Origin of the sequence: Psychrobacter communis, from assembly GCF_014836505.1 — a bacterium.
Classification (GTDB): domain Bacteria; phylum Pseudomonadota; class Gammaproteobacteria; order Pseudomonadales; family Moraxellaceae; genus Psychrobacter; species Psychrobacter faecalis.
Genome location: NZ_JACSQR010000009.1, coordinates 36091 through 56723 on the forward strand (window position 1 = coordinate 36091; position 20633 = coordinate 56723).

The following is a 20633-nucleotide window of genomic DNA, read 5'->3' on the forward strand; positions in this document are numbered from 1 at the left end:
ATTGTCGTCAGACATCATCATATTTGGTACCAATAATACCACGGCATTGGCCATAATGCCCTCTTGGCGACCGGTAAAGCCCAATTTTTCAGTCGTTGTGGCTTTAATGCTGACATTACTCACAGCTGTTTGCAAGTCACTGGCGATATTTTCGCGCATCGCCAAATTATAGGGTGCCAATTTTGGGCGCTCACACATCACAGTAATATCAGCATTGCCTAAAGTATAACCGGCAGCTTGGACTTTACCATACACATAACGGAGTAGGACGCGCGAATCCAAACCGGCGTGCGCGGCATCGGTATCTGGGAAATGTTGCCCAATATCCCCAAGTGCCAATGCACCAAGCAGTGCGTCAGCAAGCGCATGGAGCACCACATCGCCATCAGAATGTGCCAGCAAACTATGGGTATGCTCTATCGGCACGCCTGCTAATATCACATATTGCTGCTGCTCGCCCGTATTATGAAACGCATGGACATCGATACCTTGACCAATTTTTATCATTATTATTCCAAGTGAATTACTAAGTGAATGAAGAGTGATTAAAATAATTTAGAACCGCTATCTAAATTTCTAAAGCGCTTTTAGACAACATGAGCGTGCATAGCTCGCCACCGCTTACGATTAACTGTTATAATATGACGCTTATTTTATCACAATACCCAGTCCAAAATACCCCGTCCAAAAAATGAGATGACCTTATCCGCTGACTAAGTCTATCACTCTTAGTCTTTTTATCGATGAATAGGGGCATTTTATACTTTGGGTAAGGTATAAATTGTTGAGCAATTCTATGTCAGCCACGCCAAACACCTCAAGTCTACCCGTTTCAGACGCTTTTAGCATCCATCGTCCTTTGACGCTTGCCAATATTGACAATCCTAGCAGCAAGCACGTCATCGTTGGTATGTCAGGCGGCGTCGACTCTTCCGTATCTGCCGTTTTGCTCCAGCAAGCAGGCTTTAAAGTGGAAGGTCTGTTTATGAAGAACTGGGAAGAAGATGACGGCACCGAATACTGTACGGCGATGGACGACCTAGCAGATGCGCAAGCGGTATGTGACAAAATCGGTATCAAGCTGCACACCGCTAATTTTGCGATGGAATATTGGGATCGCGTGTTTGAGCATTTCTTAGCAGAGTACAAAGCCGGACGCACGCCAAATCCAGATATTTTATGCAATAAAGAAATCAAATTTAAAGCGTTCTTAGATTATGCGTTGACCCTCGGTGCTGATTATATTGCCACTGGTCACTATACGCGCCGCAGCGTGAACTATGAAAATAACAACGGTGAAACCGTCGCCCAGCTCTTGTGTGGACTAGATAATAATAAAGACCAAAGCTACTTCTTACATGCGGTCGGCGGCGATAAAATCGCTAAGACGCTATTCCCGGTAGGCGAGCTTGAAAAACCAGTCGTGCGTCAAATCGCTGAAGAACATGACTTGGCGACGGCTAAAAAGAAAGATTCTACTGGTATTTGCTTCATTGGTGAGCGCCGTTTTAAAGACTTTTTACAACAATACTTGCCAGCACAAAAAGGCGATATCGTCACCGACGACGGTCATGTGATAGGTCAGCATGATGGCTTAATGTATTATACTTTAGGTCAGCGCGGCGGCATCGGTATCGGCGGCGTCAAAGACCGTCCAGAAGAGCCTTGGTTTGTACTAGCAAAAGATTTGGCTAAAAACCGTTTGATCGTCGGTCAAGGTCATGAGCATCCGATGCTGATGAGTAATGAGCTACAAGCTTATAAGCTTGACTGGGTCGAAGGCTTGCCGCCTGCCAATATTTTTAGCACGGAAGGCTTACGCTGTATGGCAAAATCTCGCTATCGTCAGCCCGATCAGGCCTGCCGTGTTTACGCGCTAAATGATGATGGCAGTGAAGTCCGTGTGGTATTTGATGAGCCGCAACGAGCCGTTACGCCTGGTCAATCAGCGGTATTTTATATCGATGAGGTGTGTCTTGGTGGCGGTGTGATTGCCGCTATCGATGCGCCTTGTGGGTTTTGATTTTAAATAACTTTCAACCTTTCTTCATTTTTGCTTATTTTTATCACTTTTACTCCTGTTACTTTTGACAACTATTTGAGGCATCACTATGACTCCACTTACCGCACTCTCTCCAATCGATGGCCGTTACGCTTCTAAAGCCGACAGCTTGCGTCCTTATCTATCTGAGTTTGGTCTGATTAAAGCTCGCGTTACCGTCGAGATTCGTTGGTTGCAGTCATTGGCAGATAATAGCGCAATTGGTGAATTAGCAGCGTTTGATGCCGATACCAATGCCTTTCTAAACAGCATCGTTGACGACTTTAGCGAAGCGGACGCGCAAGCGATTAAAGATATCGAAGCGACCACCAACCATGATGTAAAAGCGGTTGAATACTTTATCAAAGACAAATTCCGCGGCAATCAGCAGTTAGAAGATAGCCTAGAATTTATCCACTTTGCTTGTACCAGTGAAGATATCAATAACTTGTCATACGCATTGATGCTAAAAGACAGCCGCGAAATTGTGGTTGCAAAAATGCAGCAAGTGACCGATAGCATTGTTGATTTGGCGATTACTCATGCTGACCAGCCAATGCTATCACGCACGCACGGTCAAACGGCCAGTCCAACGACGCTCGGTAAAGAAATGGCAAACGTTGCTTATCGCTTAGCCCGTCAAATCAAGCAAATTGGGCAAGTAGAGCTACTCGGTAAAATCAATGGCGCAGTCGGTAACTATAATGCCCATTTCTCAGCATACCCTGATGTTGATTGGCAAGCACACGCTGAGCAGTTTATTGACCAGCATCTAGCGCTAACGTTTAACCCGTACACCACGCAAATTGAGCCGCATGACTATATCGCTGAATTGTTTGATGCAGTCAAACGTTTTAATACTATATTAATCGATTTTAACCGTGATATTTGGCAATATATTAGCTTAGGCTATTTCAAGCAGCGCCTAAAAGACGGTGAAGTAGGCTCTTCAACCATGCCGCATAAAGTCAACCCCATTGATTTTGAAAACTCAGAAGGTAACTTAGGCGTGGCGAACGCGATGCTTGCACATTTGGGTGAAAAACTACCGATTTCACGTATGCAGCGCGATTTATCAGACTCGACTGTACTGCGCAATATTGGTGTTGGGCTGGCGCAAAGTATGATTGCTTATGATGCGTGCTTAAAAGGCGTTGGTAAACTTGAATTGAATGCACAGCGTTTAAATGACGATTTGGATAACGCGCAAGAAGTATTGGCTGAGCCGATTCAGACGGTCATGCGTCGTTACCGTGTTGAGAACCCGTACGAGAAACTTAAAGCCTTGACCCGTGGCAATGCCATGACACGTGAGGCCATGCTGACTTTCGTAGAAAGCGATGAATTATCTGCGGTTTCAGATAGCGATAAAGCGCGCCTACGTGAACTGACGCCTGCGACTTATACTGGTAATGCCGCTGAGCAAGCTCGCACGATTAAAGACTGGATTGCTAAGATTTAATCTCTGATCAAGCTTGAAGTAGCTAGCGGACATATTTTGAAATAAATATAAATGAGTAGGACTGCCTATTCATTTATATTAAGAAAAACATTAACCTTACCTACTATTACTTGTCTTAAAAGACAGTTAGTTAATGGGTAAGGTTTTATTTTTTATCTTTTTTATCATCGTCATCACTGTCGCCCGGTATGATGGCTTTACCGACCGCCACTGTGCCTTTGACCACGCCTTTGGTGGTTTTATAAGCGATTTTAGCTGGCACGGTCACAACCTTGTGCACACAAGCTTGTAATAAAAATACGCTGGCGATAATAACGATAAAATGTAATTTTTTCATAAACTTCCTACGATTGATGAGGTGTTCTGACAGCAACTATTCATACGGTAATACTCGCTATCAGCTAGGCGATAATCATAAACTATTAAAACTTTCCTATAAAGCATCTCTTGTTATTTCTCTTATACCCATTTTTAGACATGGATTTATCAATGACCACAATTCCTCTTTGCTTGCCCGACTCTATCACGCCTGAGCAATTTTTAAGTGAATATTGGCAAAAAAAACCGCTCCTTATTAAGCAAGGCTTACCGCAGCTAATTGACATGTTTGAGCCAGACGATATGCTTGGTCTTGCTATTGAAGAAGACGCGGCTGCACGCCTGCTCACCCAAGCCGCTACTAAGCAAGACGGCCTAGCGCAATGGCAACTTAAAAAAAGTCCCTTAACTGAAAGCGATTTTGACAATTTGCCTGAACAATGGACGGTACTGGTACAAAACCTTGAACAATGGTCGCCTGAGCTCGGACAGTTGTGGCAAGCGTTTGATTTTATCCCGCAGTGGCAACGCGACGATATCATGGTGTCTTATGCACCAAAGGGCGGCTCAGTCGGCAAGCATTATGATGATTACGATGTGTTTTTAGCGCAAGGCTACGGTCAGCGTCGTTGGCAGCTTGGCAAATTTTGTGATAAAAACACTGAGTTTGTCGCCGATGAGCCGATTCGCTTGTTTGATGATATGGGCGAGATTATTTTTGACGAAATACTAGAAGCGGGTGATGTGCTTTATGTGCCACCAAAATTATCGCACTTTGGCGTTGCGCAAGATGATTGCTTAACCTTCTCTTTTGGTTGCCGTCGTCCGAACTTGATGCAAATCATCGACAGTCTGGCTGATATTGCTACCAACGATAGCGATTTATTTATACCAATGCTACTGCCTCAATCTTTGCAAACGTCAGGTGAATTGACAGCAAGCAGTATCGAGGCGATTAAAGACCAGCTCTTACAAATGCTGCAAACTGAGCGCGGCGACGATATCATTCGTCAAGCAGTATCCGAAGTTGTCAGCAAGCGCCAATATGATGCGTTGGTGCCAGAAGAAACACTAGATACCGATGAGTTGATGCAGGCTTTATCAGATGGCGCGACACTACAAGCCGACTATAGCAATCGTTTGCTGTATAGCCAAACCAATGATGGCGTGACGCTATATGCCAACGGTCAGCGCCTTGATGGTTTGGATGCGGAAGCGGCCGCTGTGCTAATGCGTTTGGCCAATGGTGAGCATTTACAAATTCAAGATGTTAAGGGTATTGACCCAGACGATTTGAGCGAATGGTTAGAGAATGGTTGGGTATGGTTAGATTACGCTGAGTAATATAATACCTATAACCACTCGCCAATTATGATTGTTATTTAAAAAATTCACCTTGAAATAAGCTGGCTATTTGTCAGCTTATTTTATGTCACCTCTTTTTTATACCGCGCCTTTTTTATAACGGCTCATGCCAGCAATGACTGTTTCTTCAATCACTCTATCGTCGCCAAGCATCATCAGCACAAATAACTGCTCATCGAGTGATTTTGTCTGCATCATACGGCGCGCGAGTAGCTCTGTCGCGCCCATATCTATTATCACAAAATCCGCTTCTTTATTCGGCATAAAGTTACCAATTTTATTGTCTAATAATAGCGACTGCGCGTTACCTAAAGTAATATGATACAAGCCTTGATGCGCGGATAATGGGTTGTTTTGTAATTGTTGCACTTTATAAGCTTCCGATAACGTCGTCAGCATCGACAAACTGGTTCCTGCCCCTACATCGGTGGCGATACTAACGCCGGTATAACGTAAAGTCTTAGATAAATCAAACAGACCACTACCCAAAAACAAATTAGACGTTGGACAATGGGCAATTTGCGTACCAGTATCACGCAGCACCTCATACTCGGGTGTTTCAAGATAAATGCCATGCGCTAAAGTAGTTCGCCTTCCCAGTAACCCCAAATCATGATAAACGTCGAGATAGCCCATGTGTTTGGGATAAAGCTCACGTACAAAGGCAATTTCAGCCAGGTTTTCGGCCAGATGCGTTTGCAGATACACACTGTCATAGCTGCGATATAACTCACCCGCCATTTGCAGCTGTTTTGGCGTCGAGGTAATGGCAAATCTTGGCGTAATCGCCACATGCTGGCGGCCGCGCTCATGCCATTTATCAATGATATTTTGCGAATCGCGGATACCTTTCTCAGTCGGTACACACAAATGCTCGGGCGCATTTTGATCCATCAGTACATTACCGGTAATCATGCGCGTATTTAGGCGAGTACTTTCTTCAAAAAACGCTTCAACAGACTCAGGATGACTGGTCGAAAACACCAAAGCGCTGGTCGTACCATTGGCAAGCAGCTGGTTTAAAAAGAACTTTGAGGTATCGTGCGCAACTTTTAGATCACCAAAATTGGCTTCGGTGACAAAGGTGTAATTGTTGAGCCAATCAAGCAATTGCTCACCAAAGGCGGCAATCATATCTATCTGCGGATAATGCACATGAGTGTCAATAAAGCCTGGCATGATTAGCTTGTCTTGATAATCGTGAATCTGTACGGGCGCTTTGCTCTGTTGTGCGCTACTACTAGCATATCGCGCCATAATCACATTTTTACTGCCATAGTCTAGCACGCGACCGCTCACATCATCGACGACCAAAGCACCTTCGGCAATATACTCAGGATAAACATTAATACCTGCGATTACAGGGCGCAATATGACGTTTTTATCAACCACTGGTAGTGTGGCATCATTGGCATGTGTATCGTTAGTGCTTGTATCACTGCTGTTGGTGCTTTTTTCTCTTTTAGCCAGATTGTCTTCGGTTAGATAATGCAGCAGTCGTGCTTGATAAATATGTATGGTCATAAAGGCGTCTCACCTAAATAGAGTAAAAGGCAATAAAGTTTTACTGATAAATGTTAATTAGAAATAATATTTATGCTTGATGATACAGCTGCAAAATTTGACTGGCGATAGATACCGCAACGGCCATTGGTTCTTTACCGCCAATCTCAAGGCCAATTGGCATCGTTACCTTATCAACGACTTTTTCGCTATAACCGCGCTGTAGCAACTTTTCTTTAAAGCGCTTGGCTTTGGTTGCCGAGCTGATACAGCCGACATAAGGCCGCGCACTGCTTTCCTTTAATGCAGTCTTTGAATCAGTAGCTAGCAAACAATCTAAAGCCGCGCGCACCAAGTCAAAATCAAGACTGTGATCATGAGTCATGACTAAAATAAAATATTGCGTACCTTTATTTGTAGATAGTCTGCGAGCGCCATTGGTCAAAAATGGGCGAATAAAGTCAACCGGATCGTCGTCAATATGCACACGAATATGCGCTGGTAATTGGTCATTTGCCTGTCCGTCCGCTGTGCCAGATTCAGCGCTCAAATAACGCTCAAACATCTCAGAGCGACTGTCTATCCAATCGACTTGACATGGCAGCTCAGCCAGTATACTCATTAATGCGGTAGCTACGTGGCCGCCACCAAAGACCAATAGCGACATCGGCGGTGTCAAATGAAAGCATTCAAACATCACCGTCACGCTACCACCGCAGCACTGTGCTAACTTAGCGCCCAATGGATAATGTTTGCTGTAGACTGCTTCACGGCGTACCGCTTGTGCTTTTGTAGACCTGCCTGCTTTTAATGGTTGAGAGGAAGCTTTCGAATTATTTGGCTCAAGCTCGCCATTTAATAGTTGCCGCGCTGTTAGCGTTACATCATGCTCTAAACTCCCACCGCCCAGCGTATCGCAGCAGTCATCGAGCGTGACAATCATTTTAGACTGTAGTTCGCGAGGTGCCGAACCATTGACGGCAACGACCGTCGCTAAAACATGGGCAACCCCCTGCTGCTGATATTGCGCCAGTCCCTCATACCATTTCGTTGGTGGCATTGGCGTGATAAGTGACTTATTCACTGTGCGCAGGTCCACGAGCCGTTGAGACGTTGGGGTTTTCTATCGCCTCAGGCTCTTCATCAAACAATTGACCTTCAGACGCAGGCGGTGTCGTGTCTGTCGCATGCGGTACTTGCTGCGGCAATACGCGATCGTCATCAATGCCGCAGTCATCGTCAGCTGGCGTTAAGCTTTCAATAGTTTCGGTATCTGGTTTAGAAGCGATTTCCCACGCTTGACCTTGTAGACGCATAACGGCTTTTAGTACGGCCTCTGGCGTCGCTGGCATAGTCAGCTCTGGATTTTTCTTATAATTACCCAAGCTTGCGATGGCATTATTAATCGCACACCAAACGCTCGCTGCTAACATAAACGGTGGCTCACCAACGGCTTTAGAATTATAAATGGTCTGCTCTTCATTTTTACGATCAAACAGTTTGACGCGCCATTGTTTAGGCAAATCATGTGCCGTAGGAATTTTATAATTAGCGGGGCTGTTAGAAGCAAGCTTGCCTTTTTTATCCCAAATAAGCTCCTCAGTGGTCAGCCAGCCCATACCTTGCACAAAGCCTCCTTCAATCTGACCAATATCAACTGCAGGATTAATCGATTGTCCGACATCGTGCAAGATATCGCAGCGCAGCACTTTGTACTCTCCTGTTAAAGTGTCAATCTCAACTTCTGCGCAGGCAGCGCCCAAGGCAAAGTAAAAAAATGGTCGACCCCACGCTTTTGAGCGGTCATAAAATATCTTGGGCGTTTTGTAATAGCCAGTCGAAGACAAGCTAATACGGTGCTGGTAAGCGAGCAAGACAAAATCTGCAAACGTAAGCACCTCTTTAGCACCGATATAAACGTGATTGCGCTCAAAACGGACATCTTCGGCATTGACTTGAAAATGCTCGGCAGCAAACTCAAGCAAACGATTTTTAATGGTGATACAGGCATTTTGCGCCGCTTTACCATTCATATCCGTACCCGATGAGGCAGCCGTCGGCGAGGTATTTGGCACTTTATCGGTGCGAGTAGCAGTGGCTTTTACCGTATCTAAATCGACATCAAATTCATTAGCAACGATTTGGGCAATTTTAATATATAACCCTTGACCCATCTCGGTGCCGCCATGATTGACTTGAATCGTGCCATCGGTATAAATAAGTACCAAAGCGCCAGCTTGATTGAGGGTTTGCACGGTAAATGAGATACCGAATTTCACTGGCGTTAACGCTAGACCCCAGCGTTTATCATTGCCTTCAGCTTCAGCCTTTTTATTTGCTTCGATAATTTGCTGACGGCGCTTATCGTAATCGCTATCCTGTGCGAGCGTCCGCATGATAGTCCCCAAATCAAAATGCTCAATCGGCTGACCGTAATGGGTGCTTTGACCGTTTTGATATAAGTTTGCTAGACGTACCTGCAACGGATCTCTACCTAACGTATAAGCAATGTGATCCATCATATATTCAGCGGTTAGCAAACCTTGTGGCCCACCAAAACCGCGATAAGCAGTGTTAGATACCGTATGGGTCTTGCAGCGGTGACCTGCTATCTGCGCGGCCGGATAATAGTAAGCATTATCACAATGAAACATCGCCCGATCGACAATAGCATCGGACAAATCAGGCGAATAGCCACATAGTCCTGCTAGCTGCATATCGACGCCAAGTATCTGTCCGTCTTCATTGACGCCGACCTCATAGCGATTGGAAAACTCGTGCCGTTTACCAGTCACCACCATGTCATCTTGTCGATCTAAGCGCATACTGACTGGCATATTTTGGCGCTTAGCCACGATAGCGCACAGACACGCCCACGCCGCAGCTTGCGTTTCTTTACCGCCAAAGCCGCCGCCCATTCTACGGACAATGGTAGTCACCGCATGAAAGGGTAAATCGACTACTTCAGCGACCAGTTGCTGCACTTCGCTTGGATGCTGCGACGACGTATAAACTTCAAGACCGCCATCATCACAAGGCACAACGTATGATACTTGCCCCTCAAGATAAAAATGCTCTTGCCCAAGCATATGAATATGCCCTGCAATACGCGTCGGTGCTGATTTTAGCTCAGCTTGCGTATCACCGCGCTGCATAAAGTGGCTCGGCCGTACAAACTGCTCTTGCTCTAAGGCGTCATCGATAGTCAAAATGGCTGCTAATGGCTCATATTCTATCAGCGCATTCAGCACTGCCTTTTTGGCGGCACGGTGACTGGTTGCGACCACAGCAAATAAGGTTTGACCGACGTATTCGGTGATTTTATCTACCATTAATGGATCGCCATCAAATACCGGTCCGATATCAGTCTTAGCAGGCAAATCCTGAAACGTAATGACATCGACCACCCCATCGGCCGCCCATACTGCACTCAAATCCATATGTAAGATACGGGCATGGGCGTTAGTGCTTTTACCAATCGCTAAATGCAGGGTGCTTTGCGGTTTTAGCATGTCATCGACGTAGGTGGCCGTTCCCATCACATGGCTGATAGCACTGTCATGCTTAACTCCCGTACCGATTTTATTTTTTGGCGGGCGCTGTCGGCGTATACTATAACTGTCAAATAGTGAAGAATGATGGCTCATAGTGTCTCTTCCTTGTATTCTTTACAAATGGCGATAAACGTTAAGCGCTCGCAGGTTGTATATCCGCGACCAATTGCTTACCGCATTTAATCATTAAGCGCTGCACGACATGCATACGATACTCGCGACTGGCTCTAATGTCCGTCATGGGCGAGACATCTAACGCCAACTTTTGCGCTGCCGCCTCAAAACTGGCAACCTCAACAGATTGCCCAACCAGCATTTCCTGACAATTTGTCGCCAATAAAGGAATCGCCGCCATACCGCCAAGACCGAATTTTGCATCCTTAATCGTTAACCCATCTGCTGACAAATCGATTCTAGCTGCCAATAAGCAAGCAGAGATATCGTCTTCATAACGCTTACTTACCTTATGAACATATAAATGCTGATGGTCTTGTAACAGTGGAATATGCAGCGCGACGATATAACTGCCAGCGCGCAGTTTGGTCTTTTTATAATCTAAGAAAAATGCCTGCAAAGGTATAATCTCATCAATATAACCATTTTTATCAGCCTCACTGCCCTCGATAGCTGCGCAATGACGCAAATGAATTTGTGCATCTAATGCCAATAAAACCGGCGGCAAATCGCCAATCGGCGAAGCATTAGCGACATTACCGCCAATGGTGCCCATATTGCGAATTTGCGGCGAGGCAATGCGTTCAAATAAATGCGCAAAACTTGGAAAATACTCTTCAAGGACAGGCAGCAGTTGCTGATAACTCATGCCCGCGCCCAATACTAAAAATGGGGCTGCCGCTATTTCATTATTAACCTTATCCGCATTAACGCCGGATTTCTCATCAGTATGTTGATGTAAATCTTGTAGCGACCAAGTTTTTAGCGCCTCAACCGCTGATAGCTGCACAATTACCTCATGATCGACCAAGTGCTGGGTCACACTTAACCCTAAATCAGTACCACCTGCCCAAATGGTTGCGTTTGGATACGCGGCTAACACCTGATTAAGCTCGTCAATGGACTGCGGAATAAAAAGTTTGCGTGATGCTTTAGTGAGTGCAGGCGTGATAGTTTTACTGGTATTTGTAGCAGCGTTTTTACCGTTTGCCATCGCATCGGTTGCCAGCTTTATCGTTAAATCTTTAGCAATGATTTGCTCAACATCGCGCTGCTTGCCAATCTTACCCATCGCTAAACCTGCATCGATAATAGGACGATAACCGGTACAGCGGCACAGATTTCCTGATATAGCAGCGACAATATCATCGTAACTAAGATCGTCCGATGCCAGTCCTGCTGCCAGTTGCAGACGATGGTTTTCATAAGTACTTGCCAGCGTCATGACAAATCCAGGCGTACAAAAGCCGCACTGCGAGCCATGACAATCGACCATGGCTTGCTGAGCTGGGTGCAATAAGGCGCGATCTGGGTGATTGGTAGGATTATCTGCGATATAAGCGGCGGTCATCAGATGATGACCATCCATCAATGACAGTAGCGTGATACAAGCATTAAGGGTATAAAAAGGTGCTTGCGTAGATTGGTCTGCGTCATGAGCAGGCAAGCGCTGCGCCATGATGGTACACGCGCCGCAGTCGCCACTCGCGCAGCCTTCCTTGGTATCGGTTTGCTTTTCATGCAGGCGTAGATACTCAAGAACGGTGGTGTTCGGGTTTAGATCAGTGACTTGTTTGTACTGACCGTTCAAATAAAAACGAATCATAGCAACGCTCGGCTGTCAGAATAAAAGGCAGATAAAAACTATAGTTTTATCTGAAATCGAATATAAAATGTTAACAATCAATATCTGCAAAGGTTAGGCGTGATTACGACACCGCCCTAAGGTAGTATTCAATTATCATGTTAATAAAGTTTATACGATGACGATCATCATACCTACATCAATACTGATAGTTATACGGGTATTGAATAAGCTGACTGCCTATCTGACTACTGACTTGCTCAGGCTTAATCGGTTTGCGGTTTGAACTTTTTAATTCACCAATCATCTATGCGTCAATTAAAAAGCGGTCATAAAGGTCGGGTATAGGTAAAGGTAAAGCTAACTACCCTATCGAAAAAACGGAGAATATAAGCATGGGTCACACTCCTTTTTAGCTTAAAGTACCTCAACATTCCGTGTTGAAGCTGTCTATTAGCATTCAATGAATAAATGCTGACTAAACGGTTAACTTATACTAGCACTAACTTTATTTAACTTACAACTCAAAAAAGCACATTATTTTGTTTAATAATTCAAAAACTTTTTAATACTATATATTTTTAGCTAACCTTTCTGATTAATTTTATCCTTAATTTTTCATAAAACAATAAAAAAACGGTCAGTAATCATTTCCCAAATTGCTTGGAAAATGGCTACTGACCGCCGCTTATACAATCCTAGTTTTTTTATTTAGCTTTACAGCACTTACTCGGTGCCAAGCTCGAGCAAGCTGGCATTACCGCCAATCGCTGTGGTATTAATGGTCCTCACCCGCTCAGTGACAAAGCGGTACAGATAATCGGGCGTTAGCATCTCTGACATCCCCTCCATATCAGTGACCGCAATGACCTGCGTCAAGATACCATCGGTCTTAGCAAGCTCTTGGCTGATGGCTTGCACTTCGCTTTGGTTGCCTGCGACCGCAACTTGCGCCAATCGATCGATATATAGCAGTGTAATGGTTTGCGAATCATTGGCAACGCTTAAGACATCATCGCTGATGCCAGTGTCATGCAATATTTTTGCCGCTTCAACACACATCTCGCTCTGACTTGGACAATGCAGTATCACCTCGTTGCCAGTCAGTAAAGCTGCAACCAATTGCCCAAGTACCGCCATCGCGCGAGCAGATTCGCCGCCGATAACCATGGTTTTGCCGCGAGCAGTCACGTACAAATCATTGGACTCACCTGTTGCGCCCGTCATACGCTGCACGTCATCGAGCATCGGCGCAGCATTTAATAAATGGGCAAATAAACGCTGGGCTTTATTGGCGTCACCAGTAAGCAAAGCCAATTTAGCAACAGCCGCTTGCAGATAAGTTGCTCTTTCTACTGCGCTTAATAACCGCCAAGCTTCACAAACTTGGGCATGATTCTTTTTAAATTCATTCGCCATCTTGCTACTCCTTATGCGATTTGGGTTTGGGTTTCAGTGCTATTATTTTCTACCGCCGTGTTCGACTCAGTACACAGCTGCATCAGACGAGCGACGTAATGCGGCCCGCCAGCTTTTGGACCCGTACCAGACAGACCACAACCACCAAACGGCTGCACGTTAACGACGGCACCGATTTGGTTGCGGTTAATGTAAGTGTTGCCGACAAAGGCACGGCGCTCGATATGCTCAGCAATGTTTTCAATACGGCTGTGGATACCTAAAGTCAAACCAAAACCCGTGCTATTAATCGCATCAATAAGCTTATTTAAATCACGCGCTTGATAACGTAGCACATGCAATATCGGACCGAAGTGCTCGCCGCCAATCACATCGATACTTTTTACCTCAATCGCGGTTGGCAAGACAAAGGTAGAGCGCTCTTCGCTAACCACTGAGCTTGCGCTCATCGGCGTCTGCGCCAAGATCGTCGCCGTTGGTTCAGCTGCCATACGTTCAATATGCGCGTCCAGACTTTGCTTGGCGTCGGCATCAATCACTGGACCGACATCGGTTGCCGCATACAATGGGTTGCCGACGACCAATTCAGCCATCGTTCCTTGTAACAGCTCGATTAAATTGTCCGCTACTTCTTCTTGCACACATAAGATACGGCACGCAGAACAGCGCTGACCTGCCGAACCAAAGGCAGATAATACCGCATCTTTAACCACTTGCTCGGGCAATGCGGTTGAATCGACAACCATGGCGTTTTGACCGCCGGTTTCGGCTATCAATACTGGCAACTCACCACTGACTTGCTGATGCAGGCTCTGATTGATACGCTGCGCCGTTTGGGTTGAACCGGTAAAAATAACGCCTGCAATATTATCGGCAGCGGTCAATGTGCCGCCAACTTCGCCAGCGCCAACGACAAACTGCAAAGCGTCTTCCGGCACGCCAGCTTGATACATCAGCTGCACAGCAAAATGCGCGATCAAGCTGGTTTGCTCGGCAGGCTTAGCAACCACAGTATTACCTGCGGCAAGTGCCGCCATGATTTGACCAGTATAAATTGCCAAGGGAAAATTCCACGGGCTGATACAAACAAAGGTGCCGCGCGGCTTATACACTTGACGTGATTGCTTGCCTGCTAAGTCGGTAAACTCATAAACCTTGGCGTCGAGACGTTCTGCTTCATCGGCATAAAAACGGCAAAAATCAACCGCTTCTTTGATTTCATCAATGCCGTCTTGCATGGTTTTACCCGCTTCGATTTGGCAAAGCGCCATCAATTCAGCATAGTTTTCTTCATACAAGTCCGCTACTTTGCGCAAAATAGCAGCGCGCTTTGCCGCAGGTACGGCTTGCCATACGCTTTGACCTGCAATGGCAGCATCAATGGCTTGCTGCGCAATATCAGCATTGGCGTAGGTGACTTTACCTGCGATGACTTCATGATTCCAAGGCGCACGTACGGTCTGCGACTCAAGTTTTTCAGAATTGCCATCGACTTTATGTGCATCAACTGCGTTGCCGTTAATAATAGAAGTTGCCGACCAGGTTTTATGCAAATGGCTATCGATAGCGGCTTTGAATAGTAGCCACTGCGACTCTACAAAGATATTAGGGCCAAAGCTGGCTCGGCGCGCGCCATAGATATCTAGCGGCAACGGAATATCAGGATTATGCAAAGTAGCATTGGTCAATAACTTATCGTACGGGTGTACCGTTAGCTTATCAATCGGATAAGACTTATCTAATAACTGATGCACAAACGAGCTATTGGCACCGTTTTCTAGTAAACGGCGTACCAAGTACGGTAGCAAGTCTTTATGAGCGCCAACGGGTGCATAGATACGAACAGGGATTTTATAAGCTTGCAGAATATGGTCATAAAGTGCATCACCCATGCCATGAAGACGCTGAAACTCAAACTCTCGGTGCGCGCTCATAGTCATCACTGAAGCAAGCGTGTGCGCATTATGGGTAGCAAACTGTGGCCAAATCAAACCGCGCAAATGCTCTGACAATAAGAAGCGCGCACAGGCAAGATAAGCGGTGTCCGTGCCTTCTTTACGGGTCCAGACCGGATAGCCGGACAGTCCCTTTTGCTGCGCCAGTTTGATTTCAGTATCCCAGTATGCGCCTTTTACCAAACGCACCGGAATACGGTCACCGACTTCAGTTGCCAAACGCGCAAGCCACGTCAGAACGGCAATCGCACGTTTAGAGTAACCTTGTACCACCAACCCTAAGCCATCCCAACCGGCGGTTAAATTATCACGGTAAAGAGACTCAAACAGCTTTAAAGAAATCTCAAGCCGGTCTGCTTCTTCGGCATCGATACTGATATCGACATTGACCTCACGAGCCGCTTCAATCAATAACAAGCAACGCTGACGCAATAGTCCCATCACTTGCGCTTCTTGCGTCGCTTCATAACGCGGGTGCAATGCTGATAGCTTAATAGACACTGACGGCTTTGGCATACCTTCTTTTACCTTGATGCTGGCCGTCGCTTTAATCGCATGCAGGTAATCGTTAAAGTATTTTTCCGCATCTTTATGGGTAATCGCCGCCTCACCTAGCATATCAAACGAATAGGTATAGCCTTTATTACGATAAGGCTGGCTGTTTTTGTTGGCGCCCTCAATGGTTTCGCCAAGCACAAACTGATGTCCCATAATGCGCATGGCTTTTTGCATGGCGCTGCGAATGACCGGCTCGCCCATTTTTTTGGTCATACGGTCCAAAAACCCAGCAGCGGTAGTATCACGATCAATACTGACAACGCGGCCCGTCATCATCATGCCCCACGTCGAGGCATTGACCATAAAACCATTGTCATTTTTGATGTGTTTTTTCCAGTCAGCGACGCTCATTTTATCGTGGATAAGCGCATCAGCGGTGTAATTGTCTGGCACCCGAATCAAGGCTTCTGCCAAACTCATGAGCAAGATACCTTCTTGGGTATCAAGGCTATATTCAAGCAATAATGAATCAACCATTTTTACGGCTTTGCCATCATTACGCACATGCTCGACCAATTGACGAGTTTGCGTAGCAGCCCCTTCACGCTCGGCATCCGTTGGTTTGGCGAGCGGCAACAAGTCCGTCAACCAGCGCTCCTCGTCCACACTATATAAAGGTGAAATACGGGAGAACAGCTCGTTCGACGATTGACCGAGATAAGCGGGCTTTAATATATCGAGCGGATTAAATAAAATCGGCTCTTGCGGGGTAAATTGGTCTACTGGGTTCATAACAACTCCATAACTATCGTTTAAAAACCATAATAAATGGTGCGGTGGGAGCTTTGATTGCTAAAGATATAGCGGCAATTATTGTCAAACATTCTTAAAATTTCATCCCTACTATTCTTGATAACAAACATCTTTGATATCGAATAGTGGATAAATAATAACAACTATAGAAATAAGCCAATTAGCAATATACAAAAGACCAAACAGCGCCATTATAAAACGAGAAAATCCAGCATAGGCTGGAAACGGTCAAGTAGGTCGTTTTAGTGTTAAACGGGCTACGTTAACAATATAAAGGCAACAACAAACAGCTAAGCGGCATTAGTGCCTTCTTCTTGTTAGTAGTGAAAGGAGGTGATGCTCAAAGACAAGTGACGTTTCATAGAGGTTTACGTTCATAAAATCTAACATTTATAACATCTGAGTTTTATGGAAACTTAAAGCCTAATAAACACTTATCTGTCATCTTATAGAATACTAATTCACTGTAAGAAAAACCTCTACGGCGTTGATTGAGGTGATGCGCTTAACCTCGACATAGTAGCATGAAAAAAAATTTCCAACTAACGAATTTACCTATTTTAACCAAACAAAATACTGTTTAAAAACAAATGGTTATTAACTTCTTACCAGAAGTGACGCTTTAGTTATAAATTTATGTTTACTATAGCCAATTAATCGTTTCTGAATCAATGACTTGTCTTTATTTATCTCATCCATTTAATTTAAACCCATACAGAGTATGAGCGAATTAATAACGTAATCATTTTATTTCGTGCTGAATATAGCTGTTTATAGTATTTTTCTTTTCGCATAAAAAACCCTTCTCATTTAAAATAAGAAGGGTTTAATGAGCAAAGCTGAGCATTTATCAAATGACTGAAAATGACTGTAATTTAAATTGCAATCTTAGATAAACACAATCTTCGCAAGTAACACGGCCGTTAATATCCAAACGGGAATGCTCACGTCAGAGAACTTACCGGCGACGACTTTAATAGCAGCAAAGGTAATAAATCCAAGCGCGATACCATCAGCGATTGAGTAGGTTAATGGTGTAAACAACAACACAACGACAACGGGCGCCGCCTCTGTTAGATCTAACCAATCAACATCTTTTAGAGTACCCATCATCAGTACAGCGACATAAAAAATAGCGCCTGCTGTTGCATAGCCTGGAATCATACCAGCAAGTGGAGCAAAAAACATACTTAATAAGAATAGCACCCCGACCGTCACAGCGACTAATCCAGTACGTCCTCCGGCTGCAATACCTGACACACTCTCAACAAAGCTGGTGGTCGATGAGGTACCTAGTAGCGTACCCGCAACCGTGGCGCTCGAATCTGCCAGTAGCGCTTTGCCCATATTAGGTATTTTGCCATCCTTACCAATTAAGCCTGCTTGACTGGTCGTTGCAATCAAGGTACCGGCGGTATCGAATAAATCGACGAATAAAAAGGCAAAAATAACACTAATCATCGCTACGTCAAATGCGCCAGCAATATCAAGCTGCATCAGCGTTGGCGCTATCGGTGGCGGTGCCGATATAATGCCAGTGAATTGTGTGTTACCAGTAATTAAGCTGATAAGCGCTACCAATAAAATCCCTATCGTTACCGCGCCGGGTATTTTTTTATGCGACAAGCCAACGATAACAATAAAGCCCAATGCCGCCATCGCAGGTGAGAACGCGGTCATATCGCCCAGTCCCACTAACGTCGCATCATTATTGACGATGACGCCTGCGGTTTGTAAGGAGATAAAGGCCAAAAATGCACCGATACCAGCAACTACGCCTTGTTTAATACTGTCCGGAATAGAGTTGATAATCAATTCACGAATTTTAAAAAGGCTTAATAATATAAATATACAACCGGACAAAAATACGGCGCCAAGTGCCGTTTGCCACGCGTAGCCCATTCCTAAAACCACGCCATACGTAAAAAAGGCGTTGAGTCCCATACCGGGGGCTAGCGCGACTGGCAGGCGAGCATAAATCCCCATAATAAAACACCCAACTGCGGCGGCAAGACAGGTAGCGACAAACACCGCACCTTTATCCATACCAGCGTCAGCAAGGACGTTAGGGTTGACAAAAATAATGTAAGCCATCGTCAAAAACGTGGTTACACCGGCTAAAATCTCGGTTTTGATCGTGGTGTTTTGACCATTGATACCAAAATAGCGTTCGATTGCGTTCATAAGAGTCGCTTCCAAATTGCAGTAAGTAAATTATCATTATCTAACTGTATTGATAAGTGTCGCTTCCAAATTGCGACGCTCGATACTGCGTTTAAAACAAACATATAAAATACACCCAAATTGCGACGATAAATGACGCTTCCAGATTGCGACTGTAAATGACGCTGATACACTAAGGTTAGAGACGATGTTTTTAATCCGTTAGCCACACATAATTTGGTAAATACGAACCATCATGAAAAATGACAGCAACAAACCATAACATTCTAGTGAAATTCGCTCAAAATTTCAATGTATGGCGCATCTTCTTAGTATAAGAGTGCAAATTAGTTGACCATATGGACAATATTATAAAATACTCGTGCTGTCATTATTTTTTTCATATATTTATTGAGAGCGATTTATGCACTGCTATTAACATATTATTAATGATATTTGCGTGATTTAGCAGTACACTAACGGGTTGATATAAAACCCGTTATTAGATTAACTATTATTCATTATCCATGAGCCGCTTACATGCCTGAATCCTTAAATATTATCGACCTAATCACCCAAGCCAGTTTATTGGTACAGATTGTGATGGCATTATTGTTATTAGCGTCATTGCTCAGCTGGGTGATTATTTTTCGTATGAGTGCGCGTCTTGGTACCGCCAGAAATTTTGACCAGCAGTTTGAAACCTGGTTTTGGTCAGGGGAAGATTTGGCAAAGCTGTATCAAGGCGTCCAAGGCTCGCCTGAGCGCCAAGGGCTTGAACAAATTTTTTATGTTGGGTTCTCTGAATACCTAAGAATGCATAAAAAACGTCAGCCTAAAGACGACATTATTGACGGCGTTGAGCGTAAGCTGCGGGTTGGATTGGGTCGTCAGCAGCAATTGTTAGAGTCGGGGCTAACGACGCTGGCAAGTATTGGTTCGGTGGCGCCTTATGTCGGTTTATTCGGTACCGTTTGGGGTATTATGAATGCATTTTTGGGACTGTCACAAAGCGAGCAAGCGACCTTAGCGACTGTGGCGCCCGGTATTGCCGAAGCTTTGATTGCCACTGCTATGGGTTTGTTTGCCGCGATCCCTGCGGTATTGGCGTATAACCATTTTACCGCCAAAGCGAGCCGCTTATACGACTCTCGTGCCCTGTTTTGTGACGAGATGACAGGCATGTTACAGCGCGAGACCAGTATTGAGATTCCGCAAGCGGGTACGCAAGTAAGCCAAACCAATCAAAGCGTTCAAAATAGCCAAAGTACTCAGGTAAATGGTCTATGAAACAAAGCCCTTATCGCCGTGAGAAAAAAGCGCTAAATGCGGAGATGAACGTCGTTCCTTATATCGACGTCATGCTCGTGCTGCTGGTGATATTTATGGTCACCGCGCCAATGCTGATAACGGGCGTCGATGTTGATTTGCCAAAAGAGCAAACCAATACCATCAGTCAAAGTCAGCTGCCTGTGATTGTCTCCTTGACCGATAGCGGCGAGATTTTTATCAGTTATGAGAACAATATCGACCTGCCGATTAGTGAGCCGGAACTGATTGATACCTTAACCAACTTACAAAATCAAAATACCGATGCTGGCGCTCAGCCTTTACAAGTGATGATTAACGCTGATAAAAACAATCAGTACGGCGCTATCATGACACTGATGGCAACTTTGCAACAAGCAGGCATCCAAAAGGTAGGACTATTGACAGGTGCACCGTTACCCGCCCCTTCTTTATAATCTGTCTACCCTGCTCTTAGATTAACTTTGATTGGCTC

The 20633-nt window shown here is 45.0% G+C and carries 13 protein-coding genes and 1 pseudogene; 5 read left to right on the forward strand and 9 right to left on the reverse strand.

What is annotated here, in order from left to right; genetic code table 11:
• Positions 1 to 30 precede the first annotated feature (30 nt).
• Positions 31 to 507: pseudogene (ispF, locus tag H9653_RS05055) on the reverse strand (2-C-methyl-D-erythritol 2,4-cyclodiphosphate synthase); the annotation flags it as partial.
• A 289-nt stretch (positions 508 to 796) separates the two neighbouring features.
• On the opposite strand from ispF, the gene mnmA reads away from it, so the two are divergent.
• Positions 797 to 2023 carry a tRNA 2-thiouridine(34) synthase MnmA gene (mnmA, locus tag H9653_RS05060; RefSeq protein WP_144296903.1) on the forward strand — a complete coding sequence of 409 codons (1227 nt, stop codon included), beginning with the start codon at positions 797 to 799 and terminating at the stop codon, positions 2021 to 2023.
• A gap of 88 nt (positions 2024 to 2111) precedes the next feature.
• Positions 2112 to 3503 (forward strand): adenylosuccinate lyase, encoded by a 1392-nt coding sequence (gene purB / locus H9653_RS05065; RefSeq protein ID WP_191690917.1) that lies wholly within the window; start codon positions 2112 to 2114, stop codon positions 3501 to 3503.
• 145 nt (positions 3504 to 3648) lie between these two features.
• Here purB and H9653_RS05070 read toward each other — a convergent pair whose 3' ends face one another.
• A complete protein-coding gene (locus tag H9653_RS05070; RefSeq protein ID WP_068408670.1) occupies positions 3649 to 3840 on the reverse strand; it encodes an NF038104 family lipoprotein in 192 nt (63 codons plus the stop codon).
• A gap of 152 nt (positions 3841 to 3992) precedes the next feature.
• Between H9653_RS05070 and H9653_RS05075 the strand changes: the two genes are divergently transcribed.
• Positions 3993 to 5165 (forward strand): cupin domain-containing protein, encoded by a 1173-nt coding sequence (locus H9653_RS05075; protein WP_191690919.1) that lies wholly within the window; start codon positions 3993 to 3995, stop codon positions 5163 to 5165.
• A 99-nt stretch (positions 5166 to 5264) separates the two neighbouring features.
• Here H9653_RS05075 and guaD read toward each other — a convergent pair whose 3' ends face one another.
• The 7 genes from guaD to H9653_RS05110 all read right to left on the reverse strand — a co-directional run bounded on the left by guaD (position 5265) and on the right by H9653_RS05110 (position 18871).
• Positions 5265 to 6710 carry a guanine deaminase gene (guaD, locus tag H9653_RS05080; RefSeq protein ID WP_191690921.1) on the reverse strand — a complete coding sequence of 482 codons (1446 nt, stop codon included), beginning with the start codon at positions 6708 to 6710 and terminating at the stop codon, positions 5265 to 5267.
• Between the two features lie 70 nt (positions 6711 to 6780).
• Positions 6781 to 7773: a xanthine dehydrogenase accessory protein XdhC gene (xdhC, locus tag H9653_RS05085; RefSeq protein ID WP_286985048.1), complete on the reverse strand. Its 993-nt coding sequence runs from the start codon at positions 7771 to 7773 to the stop codon at positions 6781 to 6783.
• Positions 7766 to 10336, reverse strand: coding sequence for a xanthine dehydrogenase molybdopterin binding subunit (gene xdhB / locus H9653_RS05090; protein WP_191690923.1), 2571 nt, complete (start codon positions 10334 to 10336; stop codon positions 7766 to 7768). The genes xdhC and xdhB overlap by 8 nt, the downstream gene beginning before the upstream one ends.
• 40 nt (positions 10337 to 10376) lie before the next feature.
• On the reverse strand, positions 10377 to 12023 hold the full coding sequence (locus H9653_RS05095; RefSeq protein WP_191690926.1) for a xanthine dehydrogenase small subunit: 1647 nt from the start codon (positions 12021 to 12023) through the stop codon (positions 10377 to 10379).
• 705 nt (positions 12024 to 12728) lie between these two features.
• Positions 12729 to 13421 carry a 1-pyrroline-5-carboxylate dehydrogenase gene (locus H9653_RS05100; RefSeq protein WP_191690929.1) on the reverse strand — a complete coding sequence of 231 codons (693 nt, stop codon included), beginning with the start codon at positions 13419 to 13421 and terminating at the stop codon, positions 12729 to 12731.
• A gap of 11 nt (positions 13422 to 13432) precedes the next feature.
• Entirely contained in the window at positions 13433 to 16666 is a 3234-nt protein-coding gene (gene putA / locus H9653_RS05105; protein ID WP_191690931.1) for a bifunctional proline dehydrogenase/L-glutamate gamma-semialdehyde dehydrogenase PutA, read from the reverse strand.
• 909 nt (positions 16667 to 17575) lie between these two features.
• A complete protein-coding gene (locus H9653_RS05110) occupies positions 17576 to 18871 on the reverse strand; it encodes an NCS2 family permease (RefSeq protein ID WP_191690933.1) in 1296 nt (431 codons plus the stop codon).
• A gap of 519 nt (positions 18872 to 19390) precedes the next feature.
• Here H9653_RS05110 and tolQ point away from each other — a divergent pair.
• The gene (gene tolQ / locus H9653_RS05115) at positions 19391 to 20140 is read left to right on the forward strand and encodes a protein TolQ (protein WP_191690936.1); all 750 of its coding nucleotides are present in this window, start codon (positions 19391 to 19393) and stop codon (positions 20138 to 20140) included.
• Complete coding sequence (gene tolR / locus H9653_RS05120; protein ID WP_068408657.1) at positions 20137 to 20595, forward strand: protein TolR; 459 nt, start codon at positions 20137 to 20139, stop codon at positions 20593 to 20595. The genes tolQ and tolR overlap by 4 nt, the downstream gene beginning before the upstream one ends.
• The last annotated feature ends 38 nt before the right edge of the window (positions 20596 to 20633 follow it).

Bases quoted from the DNA above. Each gene is read 5' to 3' on its own strand.
- putA (WP_191690931.1), bottom strand. From the start codon at position 16,666: ATGAACCCAGTAGACCAATTTACCCCGCAAGAGCCGATTTTATTTAAT.
- mnmA (WP_144296903.1), top strand. From the start codon at position 797: ATGTCAGCCACGCCAAACACCTCAAGTCTACCCGTTTCAGACGCTTTT.
- tolQ (WP_191690936.1), top strand. From the start codon at position 19,391: ATGCCTGAATCCTTAAATATTATCGACCTAATCACCCAAGCCAGTTTA.
- purB (WP_191690917.1), top strand. From the start codon at position 2,112: ATGACTCCACTTACCGCACTCTCTCCAATCGATGGCCGTTACGCTTCT.
- H9653_RS05100 (WP_191690929.1), bottom strand. From the start codon at position 13,421: ATGGCGAATGAATTTAAAAAGAATCATGCCCAAGTTTGTGAAGCTTGG.
- tolR (WP_068408657.1), top strand. From the start codon at position 20,137: ATGAAACAAAGCCCTTATCGCCGTGAGAAAAAAGCGCTAAATGCGGAG.
- guaD (WP_191690921.1), bottom strand. From the start codon at position 6,710: ATGACCATACATATTTATCAAGCACGACTGCTGCATTATCTAACCGAA.
- H9653_RS05095 (WP_191690926.1), bottom strand. From the start codon at position 12,023: ATGATTCGTTTTTATTTGAACGGTCAGTACAAACAAGTCACTGATCTA.
- H9653_RS05070 (WP_068408670.1), bottom strand. From the start codon at position 3,840: ATGAAAAAATTACATTTTATCGTTATTATCGCCAGCGTATTTTTATTA.
- xdhB (WP_191690923.1), bottom strand. From the start codon at position 10,336: ATGAGCCATCATTCTTCACTATTTGACAGTTATAGTATACGCCGACAG.
- H9653_RS05110 (WP_191690933.1), bottom strand. From the start codon at position 18,871: ATGAACGCAATCGAACGCTATTTTGGTATCAATGGTCAAAACACCACG.
- H9653_RS05075 (WP_191690919.1), top strand. From the start codon at position 3,993: ATGACCACAATTCCTCTTTGCTTGCCCGACTCTATCACGCCTGAGCAA.